Source organism: Ekhidna sp. (genome assembly GCF_040223195.1).
In the GTDB taxonomy this organism is placed as follows: Bacteria; Bacteroidota; Bacteroidia; order Cytophagales; family Cyclobacteriaceae; genus Ekhidna.
On the sequence record NZ_JAVKDX010000014.1, the window covers coordinates 44,828 to 62,268 of the forward strand.

Consider the following 17,441-nt stretch of genomic DNA (forward strand, 5'->3'; position numbering starts at 1 on the left):
TGGATAGTCAATGGAGATCATTCTAAATAAAGAATTCCTACTTCTGAGTCAGAAAGACTCCTACTATATATTCTTATATCATCAATTGCGCCAGTATAAAATCGATCAAGTTTCCTGGTACATCCTAATATGACACTTTGGATTCCATCCATTGAATTATTATTTGCGGGGCTACTATGGCTTGAAAGAAAATTTCCATCCAAATAGAGGTCATAGCTTTCTGGATTATAAACCAAAGTTGCCATATGCCATTGGTCGTCAACTTCAAAGGAAGTCAACTCAAAATTACGGTTAAAAGAAAGGAAATCAGTGCCATCAGTGCCTACTGAAATTCCCCAAACACCATTATTAAGATCGGCGTGATCTAGTGAAATTATTGGTCTTCTATCTGACTCAAAAACTGAGACTTTGAACCAGACATTTATAGTCATGGATTCATAATCAAAGTCATCACCTAGTGTTATATAATCATTATTTCCGTCAAAGCTATATGCAGAGTTAGGGTTGCCATCTCGATCTGATGTGAGGGTTGCTCCATTGACTGTTGCATGATAGCCGTTTCCACTTTCGTCGTTCGCATTTCCGTTAAAAGGATAGTATGCTTGGAGATCATCAGTCGGCACAGGACAGGATTGTAGCTCAACAAAATCGCTAGCAACTGCGCTTTGACCAGCTACCTCAACTTTCAAATCAAAATTCCCCTCAATGTTAGGAGTTAATGCCCTGATCTCGCCATCATCAAAAGATAGAATAGTCCCCTCATTTTCACCAAAGAAAACTTTATTTCCATCTTCTACAGTACTGAAATCGGTACCCTCAATAGTGACAATATTTTTGCAATCCTCGAAAGTCACATTGAAACTACTAATAATTGGTTCATTTCTAATAAAAGGTTCCTCTGCTTCAGCGCTATTCCCGGTAACTATAACTTTCAAAGCAACTTCCCGTGAAGATATTCCAGGAGGTACCTGAACTTTCAATTCACTTGTTTTACTGGATATGACTGTGGCATCTATTTCGTTGAATTTGACAATATTTTCTGAATTCTTGTGACTAAATCCACTTCCAGATATGATTACCTCGGTATAGTCAGTTCCATTCTTTGGCTCGAATTCATCTATTTGAGGGTTAGATGAACTCCCTTGGCTTACAAAAGATACGGTATCTCCATATACCGTAAGTTGACCTTGAGTGACAAATGCTCGCACCCAGTACTTTTTACCTTCATCCAAGGTAGACCTAACAAAAAAGGAAAATTCATTTTCATCTAAGCCTATTGAAGTTAAACTCACTTCATCTCCATTCCCCTTTGAAGGATTTCCATCAGTTCCCCACACAAAGCCTACCGACGAAAGTGTGTCGCTCCCAGCTAACGTGATAGTACCATGAAACAACGCGCCCTCTGATGTAATCTCTTCAATTGGCTCTGTCAATACCCTTGGATATGTTCTCCTTATACCATCATCATTATTGCAGGAATAGATCAATATGGAAAATAATACAAGGATTAAGCTATTAAAATTTATATGCATTTTTGCCCGTATGAATTACCAAGTGTAAAGATAGTCTAATGATAAAGAAATATTTATTCATATTACTAGTAGCCGCTGCAGGACTCTCGAATGCCCAGGGATATAAGAAAGGATATATCGTTACATTTGAATATGACACGATTCAAGGTTTATTAGCTAATAAGTCCAATCTTAACGGCCAAAAAAGTTGTGTTTTTAAGGAAACTTCCAGCTCTGATTCAAAAGAATATTTTCCCACAGATATTCTTTCTTATTCTTGTGACGGAGGAAGACTATATATCTCAAATCAAGTAGGACTAGATATAGACCGAATTAACTCCACATTTGTCAGGGTAATTGTAGATGCGGATATGCCACTTTATGAATTTGATAATCAGTTTGCCTTTAGAAGTACATCCGGTCAAATCTACCTTTTATTGGAAGAAGATTCTTTTTTCAAACAGATACTAAATGTAGCCTTAGTGCCACAATGCTTTGGCATCTCAGGAACTATTAAAAAGTTGGAACTCAATGAAGAATCTCTGGCAGACCTTTTTGTGAAATATAATAGATGCGTTGGTAATCCATTTGAAGTGCACCTTGACAGTAAGAAATCCTCTGAATTAAAGTTTGGGATTGGTGCCAGTTTGACCTCACTGAAATCAAGTGAATCTCAAAACCTACCAGAGCTTTCCAACTCAACACAAAACTCATCAGGATTTGATTTTGAATTGAGATACATAGCTTCCAGCAAAGGAAAGATAGCATTCTCTACCAAAATCAACTATCTGAGCAAACGTGGCTACTCCATCAATTATGAAGGGCTTTCAAGAAATTATGAAACCACATTCGACTATTCATCCTTTAACTTAAGTGCAGGAATTAACTGTGGATTTTTCTATAAAAATGCGCTCTCCATTGAGGTCTATTCAGGCTTAGGAATTTCATTGCCTTCACTAAAGAATCCCAATCGACAAATAGATACATTTATTGGTAATAGCATTTTTCTATCCTCAGATGACGATTTAGCAATCAAGAAAATAGCGCCCATGGCAGATTTAGATATAATTCTCAATTATCAGAAGTCACAAAACCATTATTATTTTCTTTCAGTTGCCAATAATTTTTCTCTTGGAGAACTCTCCAAAGATGGAGAGGCTATTAGTCTGAATGGACACACCATTGGATTGAAACTTGGAGTTGGATATTATTTGAAATGACTATTAGTCTAGTTCGTAGAAGTAAATCCTCTATAATACCATATCATTCATTTAATATCACCTCACACACCCAATCCACCTCATCCTCACTCATTTCGGCAAACATAGGCAGGGAGAGTATTTGTGAACATAATTTCTCTGCCACCGGAAAATCCCCGATTTTGCGTCTCTGATAGGAATAGCTCTTTAGGTGTGGCAATGGCGTTGGGTAATGAATGGCACACCCGATATTAACTTCCTTCAATCTGGATATTAATTCTTCTCGCTTTTCTGATTGTACCACATATAGATGAAATACATGACGCATATTTTCAGGAATGGATGGTTTCACAATCCCTGCTAATTTCTCAGCATACCATTTGGCAACCTGAATACGGCCTTCCGTCCATTTTTCTAAATGAGGAAGCTTTGCCTTCAAGATAGCAGCTTGAATTGTATCCAATCGGCTATTTCTTCCAATGATCCGATGATCATGCTTTTTCAATTGACCATGATTGGAAAGCATCCGGCATATTTCGGCCAGGTTATCATCATCGGTCACAATCCCTCCGGCATCTCCATATGCGCCCAGATTTTTACCCGGATAAAAACTGAAAGTGGCGATATCCCCAAAAGTCCCAACCTGCCTTTCGCTAATCTTGGCTCCATGAGCCTGGGCACAGTCTTCGATTACCTTCAGGTTATGCTTCCTTGCGATTGCCAAAATCTGATCCATTCGTGCGGGCAACCCATACAAGTGAACAGGAATGATCGCTTTGGTCTTTGAGGTGATTTTTCCCTCGATTAGCTCAGGGTCTATGGTTCGTTCCTCCTCCAACACATCCACAAACACGGGCTCTGCCCCTACATTATTTACTGCACCGGCGGTGCTTATCCAGGTCAGAGCTGGTACGATCACTTCATCTCCTTCGCCAATTCCCAGCGCCTTTAAAGCGATCTCAATTGCATCGGTACCATTGGCCACCCCAATGCAATACTTCACTCCAACATACCTCGCAAAATCCTTCTCAAAATCCTTTATTACCTCACCTCCAATAAAGGCTGTCTCGTCAATCACCGAAGCAATTGCAGCGTCTATTTCATGCTTAATAGACTCATACTGAGCCTTTAGGTCAACGAATGGAATGCTCATATATCTCTAAGCTTTTTGGCTGGATTGCCGGCATAAATCCCGGGTTCTTTTATATCCTTGGTGACCACCGCCCCCGCTCCGATCACAACATTATCACAAATTTTCACAGGCATGATAGTAGCATTTGATCCAATGGACACCTTATCTCCAATCATCGTGGATTTCCATTTGGACGCATCTCCACCTGCCGGGCCTCCGGATGAGAATACATCATTGATGAACATAACTCCATGCCCTATAAAACAATCCGCACCAATAGTGACCAACTCACAAATAAATGAATGTGATTGAACCTTGGTCCGGGCTCCTATCTTCACGTTCCTTTGAATCTCTACAAAAGGGCCCACAAACACATTCTCTGCCAACTCACACCCATATAGGTTGCTGGGCATGATCACTTTCACGGATTCATGCGCCTTGACTTCCTTTATGCCTGATTCAGTGATCTTCATCTACTAACTACCAATTACCATTTTACTAACTACCAATTACCAACCTACCTACCACCTGCAATTTCTCAAAAACTTTTGTATCGTGAGGTGCATCCTGCAATTCATCTGTCAAATCCTGACCTGCCCAATGCTCATAGTGCTTTCCATTTCGCCACAGCTTGGAATTGGTCACATCATATATGACTCCTTTATAGGCTATCCAGATTTCTTCCCGATCATTCCCATTGCGAAGTGCCAGCTGATGTTTGTTGAACTCCATCATTGAAGTTTTAAAATGGAAATGCCGGCTCCTCCCCGATCTGCGTGTTCATCCTCCACACTAGCTATGCTTGGGTGACCTTTGGAAACATTCCTTACAATCTCCCTCAGCACACCATGTCCTTTGCCATGCACGATTCGGATCTCGTCCACTCCTATCAATAAGGCCTCATCGATAAAAGATTCCACCTTATTAATCGCCTCATCCGCTCGCATTCCCCGGATACTGATTTCGTGATTGAAATTTGCCATCTTGTCACTCAAATCAATCCCCATTCGCTTCACTTTTTTCTGATAGCTGATCTGCGGGGCAGCATTTGCCTTCTGCAGCTTATCCACAGAAATAATGGATTTCAATGAGCCAAAAATGACCTCCGCCTGCTTGCCCTTTATTTTTTGAACAGTACCGGTAGTATCCTGACCTATTACGGTCACCACATCACCAGCCTTCAGTGATGGAATTTTCTTCGCAGGCTTATCTTCAAATTGAGATTTCTTCTGATTGAGTTTTTCACGTGCTGCTTTCGTTCGCTCCTTAGATGCCTTACTTTCTTTTATCTCCCGGATCACCCGCTCCACGTCTTTATTTGCACCCTCAATGATTCGATTCGCCTCCTGCTTTGCTTCTCTAATGATGCGCCGCTTATCCTCTTCCAGCATCGCTCGCAGATCTTCGTAATCTTTCCTAACCTGATTAATCCCAGCCTGATCTTTTTCCAGTTTTTTGCTGAGCTTCTCAAACTTTGCTTTTTCCTTTTCCAGTTGATTCAGGAGCTGATCATAGGCCACATGCGAGCTACCTATTTTCTTTCTGGCCGATTCAATAATCTCATTTGGTAGCCCGATTTTTCCGGCAATTTCAAATGCAAACGAGCTTCCCGGTTTCCCTACTTCCAGTTCAAACAATGGCTCCAGCGCATCCAGATCGTACTTCATGGCACCATTGACCAAACCAGGCGTTTCGTCCCCTACTTTTTTTAGGTTTTGATAGTGAGTGGTCACAATTCCAAAAGCCTTCTTTCTATTGAGATCCGTCAGTACCGCTTCTGCAATGGCGCCACCAAACTGTGGCTCGGTTCCTTTTCCAAATTCATCGATTAGAAACAATGATTTCTTATCCGTTTCCTTCAGAAAAAACTTCATGGAAGTCAGGTGAGAACTATACGTACTCAGATCATCTTCAATAGATTGTGTATCCCCAATATCTATGAAAACAGAAGTGAAAAATCCCATTTTGGTTTCTTCGCCTACCGACACTGGAAGACCAGTTTGAATCATATACTGAAGTAACCCAACAGTCTTCAGGGCCACTGATTTACCACCCGCATTTGGCCCTGAGATAATAAGAATACGCTTGTCCTGATCCAGTGAAAGTGTCAATGGAACCACTGGTTTTCCGCTCTGCTGATGGGAGAGATCGAGTATGGGATGAATCGCATTGACCATGGAAAATCCGGTGGTCTTTTCTATCTCTGGCACAACGCCATTGATCAGGTCGGCCAGCAGGACTTTCGCATGAATGAAGTCGAGTTTTTCAAGTAAGTCTGAACCGCTTGTCAAGTCAGCGAGATTGGCTCGTACATGGTCAGAGAGTGCAATCAGTATTCTGATAACCTCACGCTTTTCGGCATACTTAAGCTCACGTACCTGATTGTTGAGATCGAGGATTGCGCCCGGCTCCAGATAGACCGTCTGGCCTGTGGCCGATTCATCGTGTACAAATCCCGGAATCCGCTTTTTATGTTCAGCCTTGACCGGAATCACCAGCCTGCCATCTCTCACAGTTAGCGTGCTATCCTCATCCGTAAGTTGATCATCCTTAGCCTTTTTCAAAATCTTTTGGATGGCAGACCGAACAGCCCTTTCTGATTTTGAGATTTTTGTTCTGATATCTGAGAGTTCCTGTGATGCAGAATCTTTCACCTCACCCCTATCATCAATCACTTTATCGATATGAATCGCAAGGTTGGGATCTATTTCAATTTTCTCCGACAACCTGAATAGCTCAGGATACTCCTCACCTTTTTTATGAAAAAAACGCACCCAGGAGGTGAGTGTATTGACTCCCCTTTTTAACTCATGAAAATCTTGTGGATCCAAAAACGAACCGGGCACTTTGATCCTAACAAGATACTCATCCATGTCAGGGAATTCAAAAGAGACTTGTTCATCAGAGCTTCCTTTCAAACGAATCATCTCCTTCACCTGCTGAAGCCACCTGACCAGCACCTCGTACTTCTCAGTTGGCCTGGCCTTTAGCGCGAGGTGCTCCCCACGCTCACTCTGACAGAAGCGAACCAAATGATCCCTGATCTGATCAAAGCCAAGTTTTTCCTCAATATCCCCAGGATAGGTCTTCACTATTTATTGATTTTTTCTCGCTGCATCAAAGTATCTACTACCGCCTCGTAGATTTTCTCAAATTCGGCCGGGTGGTCTACATAGTAATTGAAACTCCGTTCATATTGATCCTGGGTGATCCCCAAATCCTCAAAAAGCAGCTTTTCATAATGCTCATATACCGCCTGTGTGCTATCATATGGGTCGATGGGCACGTTGTTGATCTTCGCTTCCAGCAAATGCACTTCCGTCATTACCTTCACCATTTTCTCCTGCCCGATGAGGTCTTTGGGTACATCGGAGGAGGTGCATGCACAAACAATTACAAGAGCGGTTAAAAAAATGTTTCTCAAAACAGTCTAAGAATTTGTGAAAATTTAATTTTGAAGGTCAAAGCTTAGGTTAATGCAAAGATCATATAAGCTATGCAATTATCAATGATGCCATATTGATGCCAAATTTGATAAGCAAAGACTCAACATGAAGGACATCCTCAAACGACTAAGACGGTACGAAATACGCATCCGAAAAGCGATCAACTCGCAGATGCAGGGAGACTTCCATTCAATCTTTAAAGGATCAGGGCTGGAATTTGACGATGTGCGACCCTACCAGTGGGGCGATGATGTGCGGAATATCGACTGGAGGGTTACGGCTAAGGGGCACGGTACGTTCATGAAAACCTTTATCGAGGAGAAAGAGCAAACGGTTTTTTTCCTGCTCGATGTTTCAGCATCTCAGGAGATCGGGAAAGACAAGCGGCAAAAGATCGACCTGGCCAAAGAGGTGACCGGCTTACTCACGCTATCGGCAATACGTGAAGGAAGTAAAGTCGGGTTGCTTTGTTATTCAGATCAGGTTGAAGATTATGTGAAGCCCAGCAAGACGCTCAAACATGCCTATGAGATTATCAATCGCATGTTTTCCTTGAAGCCCAAGTCCAGAAAAACCAATCTGGATGAAGCGATCAAGTACACACTGAACTTGCTAAACAAAAAAACCATTGTGTTTATGATCTCCGATTTTATCGATGAGAACTTCACACACTCCATGCGAGGATTGGCCAGGAAACATGACCTGGTCGTTGTTCATATTTCAGACAAAAGGGAGTCAGCAGTCCCACATTTGGGTATTGTGCCGCTTTATGAGAAAGAATCCGGAAAGACCGTGTGGCTAAATACTTCCTCTAAGGAATTTAAAAATGCGGTGGAAAAAACCCATGGAAAAAACAAGGAATCCTTATCGGATTTCTGCAAGCGAAACGATGTGAACTATATTTCCATCGGCACGGAAGATGATTACGTACCGAAACTAATTAAACTTTTCAGGCATAGAAACAGAGGTAATGCAAGAAGGACGAGGTAAGCATTGGGTTTTGATTGTCGCACTCCTTTGTTCACTTCATTTAAGTGCACAGGAAGTTTCCGTTCGGGGTGGGTTTGTAGAGGACAGTCTACTCATTGGGCAGGATGTTAATTTCTGGATGGCGGCAACCTATCCACCGGAGATGGAGATGGTATTTCCGGATAGTCTTTACTCCTTTGCGCCGTTCGAATTCAGTGACAAAACTTACTTCCCAACAAAAGTCAAAAACGGGCTCGCATATGATAGCACCGTCTATATCATTCAATCATTCGAAATAGATCAGGTGCAGTACCTCTGGCTCCCGGCTATCATTCTAAACAATAGGGACACCACTATCATCAATACCCCTCTTGACTCCATTTTTCTGACTGAGCTGGCGCCTGTGGTTTCGGATACTACCAAGCTCAAAACAAATGTTGACTACCAGACAGTGGAGCGGACGTTTAATTATCCGCTGCTCTACTACATCCTGGGTGGTCTGATTCTAATAATAATCATCCTGCTTCTCATTTTTGGCAAGCAAATCATCAAGTGGTTTAAGCTAAGAAGATTGAGAATTCAGTTTGAGCAGTTTGATGTGATTTTTAGTGACTATGTAAAAAAACTCAAAGTAGACCCAGACCCGGAACTGGCAGAGCGTGCGTTGGTATTCTGGAAAAGCTATCAGCAAAGACTTGAAAAATTGCCTTTTTCCGTCCTTACCAGCAAGGAAATACTCGGCTATGATTTTGCTGGGGAGCTGGAAAAGCCACTCAAATCAATTGATCGGGTCGTGTATGGAAAGCGGGTGGATGAGAATATTTTTCAGGATTTTCTTCAGATTGAAAATTTCACACAACATCGATATAGCAAGAAAGTAGAGGAGATAAAAGATGGAAAATAAAGCAGTCAGTTGGTTTTCTCTGAATTGGTTTTACCCTTCTCAACTTCAAAGTTTTGACTGGGCTGAGCCTGTATGGCTTTACGCGATCCTGGCTTTACCGCTCGTCTTTATTCTTCGCTGGCTCATCGTCAACCAATTTGGTCAGCGACTGCCGGTAGCCCTCACCCGCAAAGACCTGAAAAGCGATCCGATCACTTTGCTGCGTTTCATTCCACCTGTTTTTTTCATTGTCAGTCTGGCGCTCATTCTGGTGAGTCTGGCCCGGCCCCAAACAACTAATGAACAAGTAGAGCAGTGGAGTGAAGGTATTGACATTGTATTAAACATCGACATTTCAGAGTCCATGCAGATCGAGGACTTTCGACCCAACCGACTTGAGGCTGCCAAAGAAGTGGCCAGAAGCTTTGTAGCCGGAAGGTTTCAGGATCGCATCGGGCTTGTGATCTTCTCAGGAGATGCGCTTCCTTCCTGTCCGCTCACTACCGATTACGGCTTGCTTTATGAGCTTATCGAAGAAATCGACTTTGATAAGATCGAAAGCCGGGGTACTGCAATCGGCAATGCCATTACTTCGGGCATCAACTTCCTGCGTGAGTCGGAATCAGAATCCAAAGTGATGATCCTCCTGAGCGACGGAGACAACACGGCTGGTAATATAGACCCTATCACAGCGGCGAACCTGGCCAATGCCTACAATATCAAAATGTACGTGATTGCGATTGGTCGTGAAGGCAAAGTTCCTTTTGGCACAGACTTCTTCGGACGTCCCCGAATGGTCGAAAATACCTTTGATGAGACCACACTCCGGGAAATAGCCCAGATTGGAAACGGAAAGTTTTATCGGGTATCGGATAAGGAAGCACTCATTCAGGTATTTAATGAGATTGATCAGTTGGAAAAAGCGGAGATCAAAGAAACCAGGTACAAGGACACCACAGATTTCTATTACGTGTATCTCAAATGGGCGGCTGTTTTTCTTCTCCTGTGGCTGCTCACCAAATCCACTTTTATCACGAATGTGCTGACAGATTAATTTTTCATACTTTATTATGTGATAAATTTTTGTATTACATTTGTATTACAATGAAAGGCAAAAAGGAAAATATGCTGAATGTTCGGTTAGATGAACATACTAACAGAATGCTAAAAGAATACAGTGAGCAAGAGGGTTCTTCAAAATCATCAATAGTAAAAGAGGCTTTAGTTATGTATTTCAATAAAAAAACATCACAACAATTTCCCTATGAATTAGGCAGTGACCTTTTTGGCACAGTAAGCAGCGGTACTACAGACTTATCCACCACCTACAAGTCCAAATTAAAGGCAAAACTCAGTGAGAAACACGCTCATTGATGCCGGGCCAATTATCGCACTTTTCGATCGGTCAGACCAGTACCACATGAAGGCTGTGCGTTTCCTTGAAACCTACGAAGGCTACTTGTGGACCACATGGCCGGTGATCACCGAAGTTTCTCACATGTTGGATTTTAGTGTAAAGGCACAGTCAGCCTTGCTGGAGTGGATTGATCGCGGTGGCTTGAGGATTTATGCACTTACGGAAGATCATATTTTCAGGATCAAACAACTCACAGCAAAATTCATGGATGTTCCGATGGACCTGGCAGATGCTTCGTTAGTTGTTGTTTCAGAACTCTCAGGATATAATGAGATCATTTCCATCGATTCAGATTTTTACATTTATCGGGATATAAGAAACCAATATTTGACCAACATTTTTAAGTAATTCGATTTCTTTTTAATTCTTCCTGTAACTTTTCATCAGGCTTCCCCATCATCCTGCTGAATGTCACACAATCTATACCATACTGAAATCCTCCCTGCCAGTGACGGCATGTACCGATACGCATTATCGATAGTACGGGAACCGGAAACGGCCAGGGATGTTGTGCAGGACTGCCTGACAAAAATCTGGAGTATTCGAAAGGATTTGGACAAAGTAGAAAAAGTCAACGCGTGGGCTTTTCGCATAGTCCGAAACAGATGCATCGAAATCCTGAGAAGAAACCGATATGCAGACCTGGACGAAAAGGTGGTGAATATGAGATATTCGGGGACGGTAGAAGAGCAGGCAATCACCGATGATTTTATGTCATTGATGAGGCAGGTGCTCAAAACGCTACCGGACAAGCAGCAGGAGGTCTTTCATCTTCGTGAAGTGGAAGACATGAGCTATCAGGATATAGCTGAGACATGCGGCCTTACGGAAAGCGATGTAAAAGTCAACATTCACAGGGCCCGAAAGAAAGTAAAGGAAGCCATGCAAAAAATAGACGCATATGGGATCGCAAATTGATAAACTACTGGAAAAATACTGGCAAGGTGAGACCAGTCTGGAAGAGGAAAAAGTGATCAAATCACATTTCAAATCCAATCCCGGGCTCAACAATGAAAGTCACTATTTCCGATACCTGGCCAACCAGAAATTGGTGAAATATGAGGGATCGAGTAGGATTTCCCGAAAAAAGGCAACCTGGCTTTCAGCTGCAGCTACTGTCACGATCGGGATCATCACAGCAGCATTGGTATTCAATGATGCCAAGAAGGACCCATTCGCGATAGAAGATCCTGAAAAGGCACTCCAGGCAACCAAGGAAGCCCTAATGATGATTAGTTCCGAGCTGAATCAGGGACAGGATCACACACTAGAGCTGACAAAATTCAACAAAGCAAAAGAGGAGCTGGAGGAAGAATCCTAAGCTCCAGAAAACCAAAACCTTGATTTAAGACCATAAAAAATTATAACCATGAAAAAAGTAGTATTAACCCTGATGATCTTATCCATTACAAGCCTGGCCTTCAGCCAGCAGGTAGTAACCAAATACATGGATAAGTATGAAAATGACGAGACCTTTACCAAGGTATCTGTGAGTAGCAAAATGTTTTCGCTCTTTTCAGAAATGGAAGGAAGTGAAGAAGATGAGCAACTTTTCTATGACATCACCAGCAAGCTGAAAGGCATGAAAGTGGTGGCCAGCGAAAAAGTCTCAGACCCAAAAGGACTATATGCCAGCGCTATTAGCGATGTGTCAAAAGCCGGGTTTGAGGAATTGATGACTGTAAAAGATGCCGAGGAAAACGTAAAAATTTCCATCCGCGAAAAAGGCGGCATCATTGAAGAGCTGATCCTTGTGGCTGGCGGAAAAGAAAAGTTTGCAATGGTGAGCCTGTATGGAGAAATTGACCTGAAGCAGATATCCAAGCTTGCCAGCCTGATGAGAGTAAACCAGCTGAAATATTTGGAAAACATTGACAAAGCGATAGATTGAAATAATAGTTAGTTGACAAGGCGGGTATGAATCACGTTCTACCTGCCTTATTTTTTGCTCATATGAAAAAACTACACCTACTTACTTTATCCCTCGTTTTTAGCGGAAGCCTTCTGGCTCAGGAATCCATCATCAAAAAGTTTGCAGAGCCGCGAAGACCAACAGAGTGGATGAACCCTATTTGTCTTTATCCAAGCACCCTGAGAATGATCAATCTATCCGGAGATCCTCAATTCAATGAGCTTGTCAACGACATTGAAAAAATCCTCATCTATACCCTTGATTCGGCAACTGTAGCCACCAAAGAACATAAAGACTGGCTAAAAGATTATGAGGCTATTGGATATGAAGAATATATCAGTCTGATGGGCAAGCAGGAAATGCTCATCATCGGAAAAGAAGATGAGTATGTGGGCGTGATGTCGGCTGAAGGTAAAGCCATGGCCATCTACATGAGAGGTCAGATACCCTTTGCTAAAATCCCCAAGCTGCTGGAGACTTTTCGCAGCAATGATGTTTTACCACTAATCACTGACCAGTTCAAATGAGCGTACTTAAAATAAATAAGCTAACAAAGAAATTTGGCCGGCTTACTGCTGTGGATCAGCTTGACCTGACCATTGAGGAGGGCCAGGTATACGGAATATTGGGGCCTAATGGAAGCGGGAAGACAACCACCCTCGGTATGATCCTTGAAGTAGTAGCCCCAACAAGTGGAGATTTCGAGTGGTTTGGCGGAATGAATAATGTAGAAGCACGACAAAATATTGGTTCTATTTTAGAAACCCCCTGCTTTTACAGCTATCTAACCGCGGTTCAAAATCTCAGGATCGTAGCACACATCAAAAAGTGCGGAACTGATAACATCGATAAAATTCTGAAACAGGTAAACCTGTATGATCGGAGGAATGACAAGTTCAAAACCTATAGCTTGGGGATGAAGCAGCGCCTTTCTCTGGCAGCAGCTCTCCTGTCCGATCCGCCGGTGCTCATGCTGGATGAACCTACGAATGGACTTGACCCAGAGGGCATAGCCGAGGTGAGACAACTGATCCGGGACATAGCTGCCAAAGGAAAGACCATCATCATGGCCAGCCACCTGCTGGACGAAGTACAAAAAGTGTGTACGCATTTCTGTGTCCTTAGAAAAGGGGTTAAACTTCACGAAGGATCTGTGCATGAAATACTAGGAGAAACTAACGCTGTGGAAATCTCTGCCAGGGACCTGGATGGACTGTCTACCCTGCTCGAAAAATTTGAAGGAATGGAGTCCCTGGAGCGGTCAAACGGATCCATCATGGTCTTTCTCAAAGAAGGCCAGTCTTCTGACCACCTGAACCGTTTCTGTTTTGATCAGGGCATTGCACTGAAAAAGCTGGTGCCACAATCCAAATCACTTGAACAAGAATTCTTAAAAATCCTGAAAGAAAATGATTAGAGCATTTAAACTAGAATGGCTAAAACTGAAGCACTATAGGGTTTTCTGGATTCTGTTTGGGCTTTATCTATTGGCCCAATTGATCATCACCAATGGCGGTGTATTCTTCCTTGAGTGGCTCAAAAGCAAAGATGTAGATTTCGATGGCATTGACCCGACCATTGTACCCATTTACGACTTTCCTGACATTTGGCAAAATTCGGTTTGGCTGGCCTCCTTTGTCAAAGTCCTGATTTCCTTCATCGTGATCGTATCGGTAAACAATGAATTGTCCTACAATACATTAAGACAAAATATCATTGATGGGGTGAGTAAAAGAGAGTTTCTTCTCTCCAAGCTATCCCTCATACTCTTTCTTGCGGGGGTGTGCACGCTGGTGCTTTTTAGCTCTGGCATGATCGCTGGCCTAATCTATTCACATGTCACAGACCTGAAGTACATATTTGATGAAATGGAATTTCTGCTGGCCTACTTTATACAGCTTGTGGTTTTCTCACTTTTTGCATTTAGTCTGGCTATGGTGATCAAAAAAGCAGGTTTTGCTATTGTGTTTACTATGCTCTACAGTTTGGTTTTCGAGCCGATCATTACTTCAATTTTAGAGTTTGCGCCTTTTGCAAAAGGTTACACTGCAGGGATTGTTAAGTTTTTCCCAATCTATTCGATGGAAAAACTAAGTGGCAAGATCTATGAAAGCCCATTTGCCAGATATTTTTTTCAGGAAATCAAAGACTATGTGCTCTGGTATGAGTGGCTAATCGCCATAGGTTGGGGCGCATTTTTTATGCTTTTTATCACCTGGATTCTCAACAAAAAAGACCTGAAAGGCTAAACGAATAATTTTGGACTTTCGCCTAAGGTATTCAACCCCTTGCCTAAAACCCTGATACGATATCAGGGTTTTTCTCGTTGTTTGTGTTACAATCTTAAAAAAGCAGGTTATGGTAAAGTTTGTAGCAATTCTTATTTCGGTAGTCTCGTTCAACTTTTACGTATCGATCACTACCACTGATAGTCAGCCTCAAGAAGTTCAAATTGAGTTTAGCGATGAAGCTGTGGCAATAGAAAGTGGGCAGCCTGTATTTAAAAAAGGAACAAAAGTGTGGGTGTCCAATCCTCAAAAAGAAGAAATAAAGCTTTATCTGAATGAGGCGGAAAAAGAGGTGAAAGATGACAAGATAGACTTATCTCAAATCACCAGCCTGAAAGAAGGCACTTATACCTTAGTCATAAATACAAACACTGAAGAAAAGGTATTTGGTTTTACCATTCAGTAAATAGGTTAGTTAGGTTTTTGAAAAGATAAGCGCATCCATCCCGGTTGCGCTTTTTTTATGCATAGTTTGTTAGCAGAAAGTACAGAATCTGTAGGGTAAACAGCAATAAAATTACTGCTACTGTCCGGTTCATTTTCTTTACAAACTTCACGGTGATGAGATGCTTGAGGCGGTGAGCGATGAATGCCTTAATGATATCCATACTTAGTATTGTGAATAGCATGCCGCCAAAAAACTGAAGTTGTTGATCAAAGTTGTACTCAAAATTTATGGCAATGGCGCTAACCCATGTTGCCCAGGAGACAATAATGAAAGGGTTGAGTCCATTTAGCAGCAAGCCCTTCAGGAAATGCCTCGAATAATTAGAATCGTTAACCAGTGTATCCTCACTTTGGATTTTCGGCGTTTTAAACCATGAGTAAATACCATAGGCTGCCAGCATGATAGAACCGAATATACCCATCCAGAATTTGAAGTCATCCGTTTCCAGAACTTTGGCCATCCCAAGCAGTACCAGCACCACATAAAACACATCACTCACCGAAATGCCAATGGCAAGAAAAATGGCCTTTTTTAGCCCCTGCTGGATGCTGGTTTGAATTAAAGCAAAGAATGCCGGCCCTAGTGCAAAAATGAAAATCAGGCCAAAGATTAATCCGTTGATGATTGGTGGCATCTAGCTCGCTTGAAGGTTTTGTTCGCTTAAAAATTTTCGCCAAAGTTGGGCTTTTTCTTTCTTAAGTACCCTCGGGAATTTGTTTTGGCTCCCCACCTTGCCTTGCGCTTCCATCCAATTGTAAAATGTGCCAGTAGGTAAAATACTGACTTTCAGTTCCTTCAATGCCGAGCCACGCTCCACTTTATAATCATCATTTAATTCCTTCAAATGAAAATCTATGCGTTCAATAAGTTGCCTTTCGTCCACTTTGTCGTCTGTGCCAATGTACCAGTGATGGGCAAACAACGTTCCCGACCGATCTCCCAACAAGGTGAACTCCCTGATATCGATCTTCAATTCATCTTCCACCAGTTCAATGGCCTTGTTCATGTTATCGAGGCTCAGATGCTCCCCGCATAAGCTCATAAACAGCTTTGTTCTTCCCGTAATCACAATTTCGCTTTCTTCCACCGAAGTAAACTTGATCACATCCCCGATCATGTACCTCCATGCTCCTGCGTTTGTGGTGATCAGAAGGGCATACTCCTTATTTTCCTCCACTTCATCAATCTTAAGGGTCACTGCATCCGGTCGCATTTTTCCATCCTCATCAAAGTTGGCTTCCGTAAACGGCACAAATTCATAAAATATCCCGTTGTTGAGCACCAGCCTCATCGACTTTTGATTGGGGTAGGCTTGGAACGCAATGAATCCCTCGGAAGCCAGGTAGGTCTCCATGTAATAAAGGGGATGTTTCAAAAGCTTTTCAAATCCACGCTTGTATGGCTCAAAAGAAACTCCTCCATGAACAAAGATTTTGAGGTTTGGCCAGATGTCATGGATGGTTTTCACCCCATGCTTTTCGATGATTTTCTCCATCAGGATCTGCAGCCAGGCCGGCACTCCCACGATGATCCCGATATCCCAGTTTGGTGCTTTTTTCACAATCTCCTCCAACTTATCATTCCAGTCTTTGGTCTTGGCAATCTTCTTGCCCGGCTTATAAAAGTGCTGAAACCAGAATGGAATTTGAGATGCAGTGATCCCGCTCAGGTCTCCCTCAAAGTAATGACCACTCTTCTTTAAATCTGTGCTACCGCCAAGCATTAGGATACCCTTGGAAAAAAGGGAAGCCGGCAGGTCATATTTGCTCATGGTAAGGATCTGTCGTACTGAAGTCTTCCTGATTGATTTAACCATTTCACGTGTAATAGGGATGTATTTGGAGGGTGCTCCAGATGTCCCCGAGCTCAGCGCAAAGTATTTGATTTTGCCAGGCCAGCAAACGTCCTGCTTGCCCTCCTTTGCCAGGTGCCACCACTCTGCATAGATTTTATCGTAATCAAAAATGGGAACCTCCCTTTTATAAGATTGGTAGAAATCATCTTTGCCTTGCTTAAAAGAAGAAAGGATTTTCGGGAAGGCATAGGCCTGCCCAAATTTTGTGCCCTGACAATGGATCAGTAAGTTTCTAAGCTCCTGTTTCTGCAAATCAAGCGGGGAAGTGTACAACTGCTCCAAACTTTCCCTCAGTGTAATCCCTTTCTTGAGTAATGTCCCTAAAATTGCCATTCAGTATATTGAATCGTATTCTTGCGCTTTCAAAGTTAAGGGATGTAA

At 42.4% G+C, this 17,441-nt stretch carries 21 protein-coding genes; 13 read left to right on the top strand and 8 right to left on the bottom strand.

Translation table 11 applies throughout. The features are described 5' to 3' along the window. Nucleotides 1-17 precede the first annotated feature (17 nt). Entirely contained in the window at nucleotides 18-1,433 is a 1,416-nt protein-coding gene (locus tag RLN88_RS06765) for an IPT/TIG domain-containing protein (protein WP_350220629.1), read from the bottom strand. 137 nt (nucleotides 1,434-1,570) lie between these two features. Between RLN88_RS06765 and RLN88_RS06770 the strand changes: the two genes are divergently transcribed. Beyond that, nucleotides 1,571-2,731 carry a hypothetical protein gene (locus tag RLN88_RS06770; protein ID WP_350220630.1) on the top strand — a complete coding sequence of 387 codons (1,161 nt, stop codon included), beginning with the start codon at nucleotides 1,571-1,573 and terminating at the stop codon, nucleotides 2,729-2,731. Between the two features lie 43 nt (nucleotides 2,732-2,774). On the opposite strand, the gene RLN88_RS06775 is transcribed toward RLN88_RS06770, so the two are convergent. From RLN88_RS06775 to RLN88_RS06795, 5 genes are read right to left on the bottom strand one after another with little or no spacing between them, the layout of a single operon-like run. Next, entirely contained in the window at nucleotides 2,775-3,863 is a 1,089-nt protein-coding gene (locus tag RLN88_RS06775) for a DegT/DnrJ/EryC1/StrS family aminotransferase (RefSeq protein ID WP_350220631.1), read from the bottom strand. Next, complete coding sequence (locus RLN88_RS06780; RefSeq protein ID WP_350220632.1) at nucleotides 3,860-4,315, bottom strand: acyltransferase; 456 nt, start codon at nucleotides 4,313-4,315, stop codon at nucleotides 3,860-3,862. The genes RLN88_RS06775 and RLN88_RS06780 overlap by 4 nt, the downstream gene beginning before the upstream one ends. 25 nt (nucleotides 4,316-4,340) lie before the next feature. Then, nucleotides 4,341-4,577 carry a cytochrome b5 domain-containing protein gene (locus RLN88_RS06785; RefSeq protein WP_350220633.1) on the bottom strand — a complete coding sequence of 79 codons (237 nt, stop codon included), beginning with the start codon at nucleotides 4,575-4,577 and terminating at the stop codon, nucleotides 4,341-4,343. After that, complete coding sequence (locus tag RLN88_RS06790) at nucleotides 4,574-6,934, bottom strand: endonuclease MutS2 (RefSeq protein ID WP_350220634.1); 2,361 nt, start codon at nucleotides 6,932-6,934, stop codon at nucleotides 4,574-4,576. The genes RLN88_RS06785 and RLN88_RS06790 overlap by 4 nt, the downstream gene beginning before the upstream one ends. Continuing rightward, a complete protein-coding gene (locus tag RLN88_RS06795; RefSeq protein WP_350220635.1) occupies nucleotides 6,934-7,266 on the bottom strand; it encodes a DUF4296 domain-containing protein in 333 nt (110 codons plus the stop codon). The genes RLN88_RS06790 and RLN88_RS06795 overlap by 1 nt, the downstream gene beginning before the upstream one ends. Nucleotides 7,267-7,393: 127 nt before the next feature. Here RLN88_RS06795 and RLN88_RS06800 point away from each other — a divergent pair, with 127 nt between their 5' ends. The 12 genes from RLN88_RS06800 (at nucleotide 7,394) to RLN88_RS06855 (ending at nucleotide 15,163) form a co-directional block, all read left to right on the top strand. Beyond that, entirely contained in the window at nucleotides 7,394-8,278 is an 885-nt protein-coding gene (locus tag RLN88_RS06800; protein WP_350220636.1) for a DUF58 domain-containing protein, read from the top strand. Then, on the top strand, nucleotides 8,259-9,161 hold the full coding sequence (locus RLN88_RS06805) for a hypothetical protein (protein WP_350220637.1): 903 nt from the start codon (nucleotides 8,259-8,261) through the stop codon (nucleotides 9,159-9,161). Before RLN88_RS06800 ends, RLN88_RS06805 begins: the two co-directional genes overlap by 20 nt. After that, nucleotides 9,151-10,194: a VWA domain-containing protein gene (locus RLN88_RS06810; protein WP_350220638.1), complete on the top strand. Its 1,044-nt coding sequence runs from the start codon at nucleotides 9,151-9,153 to the stop codon at nucleotides 10,192-10,194. Before RLN88_RS06805 ends, RLN88_RS06810 begins: the two co-directional genes overlap by 11 nt. 50 nt (nucleotides 10,195-10,244) lie before the next feature. Further along, complete coding sequence (locus RLN88_RS06815; protein WP_350220639.1) at nucleotides 10,245-10,514, top strand: YlcI/YnfO family protein; 270 nt, start codon at nucleotides 10,245-10,247, stop codon at nucleotides 10,512-10,514. Continuing rightward, entirely contained in the window at nucleotides 10,495-10,905 is a 411-nt protein-coding gene (locus RLN88_RS06820) for a type II toxin-antitoxin system VapC family toxin (RefSeq protein ID WP_350220640.1), read from the top strand. The genes RLN88_RS06815 and RLN88_RS06820 overlap by 20 nt, the downstream gene beginning before the upstream one ends. Nucleotides 10,906-10,965: 60 nt before the next feature. Further along, nucleotides 10,966-11,475, top strand: a complete 510-nt coding sequence (locus tag RLN88_RS06825; protein ID WP_350220641.1) for a GFO_1088 family ECF-type sigma factor — start codon at nucleotides 10,966-10,968, stop codon at nucleotides 11,473-11,475. Beyond that, nucleotides 11,459-11,878, top strand: a complete 420-nt coding sequence (locus RLN88_RS06830; protein ID WP_350220642.1) for a PG0215 family putative anti-sigma factor — start codon at nucleotides 11,459-11,461, stop codon at nucleotides 11,876-11,878. Before RLN88_RS06825 ends, RLN88_RS06830 begins: the two co-directional genes overlap by 17 nt. A gap of 48 nt (nucleotides 11,879-11,926) precedes the next feature. Further along, entirely contained in the window at nucleotides 11,927-12,448 is a 522-nt protein-coding gene (locus tag RLN88_RS06835; RefSeq protein WP_350220643.1) for a DUF4252 domain-containing protein, read from the top strand. A 62-nt stretch (nucleotides 12,449-12,510) separates the two neighbouring features. Beyond that, nucleotides 12,511-12,996 carry a hypothetical protein gene (locus tag RLN88_RS06840; protein ID WP_350220644.1) on the top strand — a complete coding sequence of 162 codons (486 nt, stop codon included), beginning with the start codon at nucleotides 12,511-12,513 and terminating at the stop codon, nucleotides 12,994-12,996. Further along, nucleotides 12,993-13,886: an ABC transporter ATP-binding protein gene (locus RLN88_RS06845; protein ID WP_350220645.1), complete on the top strand. Its 894-nt coding sequence runs from the start codon at nucleotides 12,993-12,995 to the stop codon at nucleotides 13,884-13,886. The genes RLN88_RS06840 and RLN88_RS06845 overlap by 4 nt, the downstream gene beginning before the upstream one ends. Beyond that, on the top strand, nucleotides 13,879-14,718 hold the full coding sequence (locus tag RLN88_RS06850) for a DUF2705 family protein (RefSeq protein ID WP_350220646.1): 840 nt from the start codon (nucleotides 13,879-13,881) through the stop codon (nucleotides 14,716-14,718). The genes RLN88_RS06845 and RLN88_RS06850 overlap by 8 nt, the downstream gene beginning before the upstream one ends. A 109-nt stretch (nucleotides 14,719-14,827) precedes the next feature. Further along, a complete protein-coding gene (locus RLN88_RS06855) occupies nucleotides 14,828-15,163 on the top strand; it encodes a hypothetical protein (protein WP_350220647.1) in 336 nt (111 codons plus the stop codon). 55 nt (nucleotides 15,164-15,218) lie between these two features. Here RLN88_RS06855 and RLN88_RS06860 read toward each other — a convergent pair whose 3' ends face one another. Together RLN88_RS06860 and RLN88_RS06865 are read right to left on the bottom strand one after the other, a co-directional pair. Further along, entirely contained in the window at nucleotides 15,219-15,839 is a 621-nt protein-coding gene (locus RLN88_RS06860; RefSeq protein ID WP_350220648.1) for a LysE family translocator, read from the bottom strand. After that, nucleotides 15,840-17,393, bottom strand: coding sequence for a GH3 family acyl-acid amido synthetase (locus tag RLN88_RS06865; RefSeq protein ID WP_350220649.1), 1,554 nt, complete (start codon nucleotides 17,391-17,393; stop codon nucleotides 15,840-15,842). Between the last annotated feature and the right edge of the window lie 48 nt (nucleotides 17,394-17,441).

Excerpts from the sequence above, each read along its gene's own strand:
- RLN88_RS06805 (WP_350220637.1), top strand. The coding sequence starts at position 8,259 with ATGCAAGAAGGACGAGGTAAGCATTGGGTTTTGATTGTCGCACTCCTT.
- RLN88_RS06800 (WP_350220636.1), top strand. The coding sequence starts at position 7,394 with ATGAAGGACATCCTCAAACGACTAAGACGGTACGAAATACGCATCCGA.
- RLN88_RS06830 (WP_350220642.1), top strand. The coding sequence starts at position 11,459 with ATGGGATCGCAAATTGATAAACTACTGGAAAAATACTGGCAAGGTGAG.
- RLN88_RS06845 (WP_350220645.1), top strand. The coding sequence starts at position 12,993 with ATGAGCGTACTTAAAATAAATAAGCTAACAAAGAAATTTGGCCGGCTT.
- RLN88_RS06835 (WP_350220643.1), top strand. The coding sequence starts at position 11,927 with ATGAAAAAAGTAGTATTAACCCTGATGATCTTATCCATTACAAGCCTG.
- RLN88_RS06855 (WP_350220647.1), top strand. The coding sequence starts at position 14,828 with ATGGTAAAGTTTGTAGCAATTCTTATTTCGGTAGTCTCGTTCAACTTT.
- RLN88_RS06810 (WP_350220638.1), top strand. The coding sequence starts at position 9,151 with ATGGAAAATAAAGCAGTCAGTTGGTTTTCTCTGAATTGGTTTTACCCT.
- RLN88_RS06775 (WP_350220631.1), bottom strand. The coding sequence starts at position 3,863 with ATGAGCATTCCATTCGTTGACCTAAAGGCTCAGTATGAGTCTATTAAG.
- RLN88_RS06780 (WP_350220632.1), bottom strand. The coding sequence starts at position 4,315 with ATGAAGATCACTGAATCAGGCATAAAGGAAGTCAAGGCGCATGAATCC.
- RLN88_RS06840 (WP_350220644.1), top strand. The coding sequence starts at position 12,511 with ATGAAAAAACTACACCTACTTACTTTATCCCTCGTTTTTAGCGGAAGC.
- RLN88_RS06860 (WP_350220648.1), bottom strand. The coding sequence starts at position 15,839 with ATGCCACCAATCATCAACGGATTAATCTTTGGCCTGATTTTCATTTTT.
- RLN88_RS06850 (WP_350220646.1), top strand. The coding sequence starts at position 13,879 with ATGATTAGAGCATTTAAACTAGAATGGCTAAAACTGAAGCACTATAGG.
- RLN88_RS06815 (WP_350220639.1), top strand. The coding sequence starts at position 10,245 with ATGAAAGGCAAAAAGGAAAATATGCTGAATGTTCGGTTAGATGAACAT.
- RLN88_RS06825 (WP_350220641.1), top strand. The coding sequence starts at position 10,966 with ATGTCACACAATCTATACCATACTGAAATCCTCCCTGCCAGTGACGGC.
- RLN88_RS06770 (WP_350220630.1), top strand. The coding sequence starts at position 1,571 with ATGATAAAGAAATATTTATTCATATTACTAGTAGCCGCTGCAGGACTC.
- RLN88_RS06785 (WP_350220633.1), bottom strand. The coding sequence starts at position 4,577 with ATGATGGAGTTCAACAAACATCAGCTGGCACTTCGCAATGGGAATGAT.
- RLN88_RS06865 (WP_350220649.1), bottom strand. The coding sequence starts at position 17,393 with ATGGCAATTTTAGGGACATTACTCAAGAAAGGGATTACACTGAGGGAA.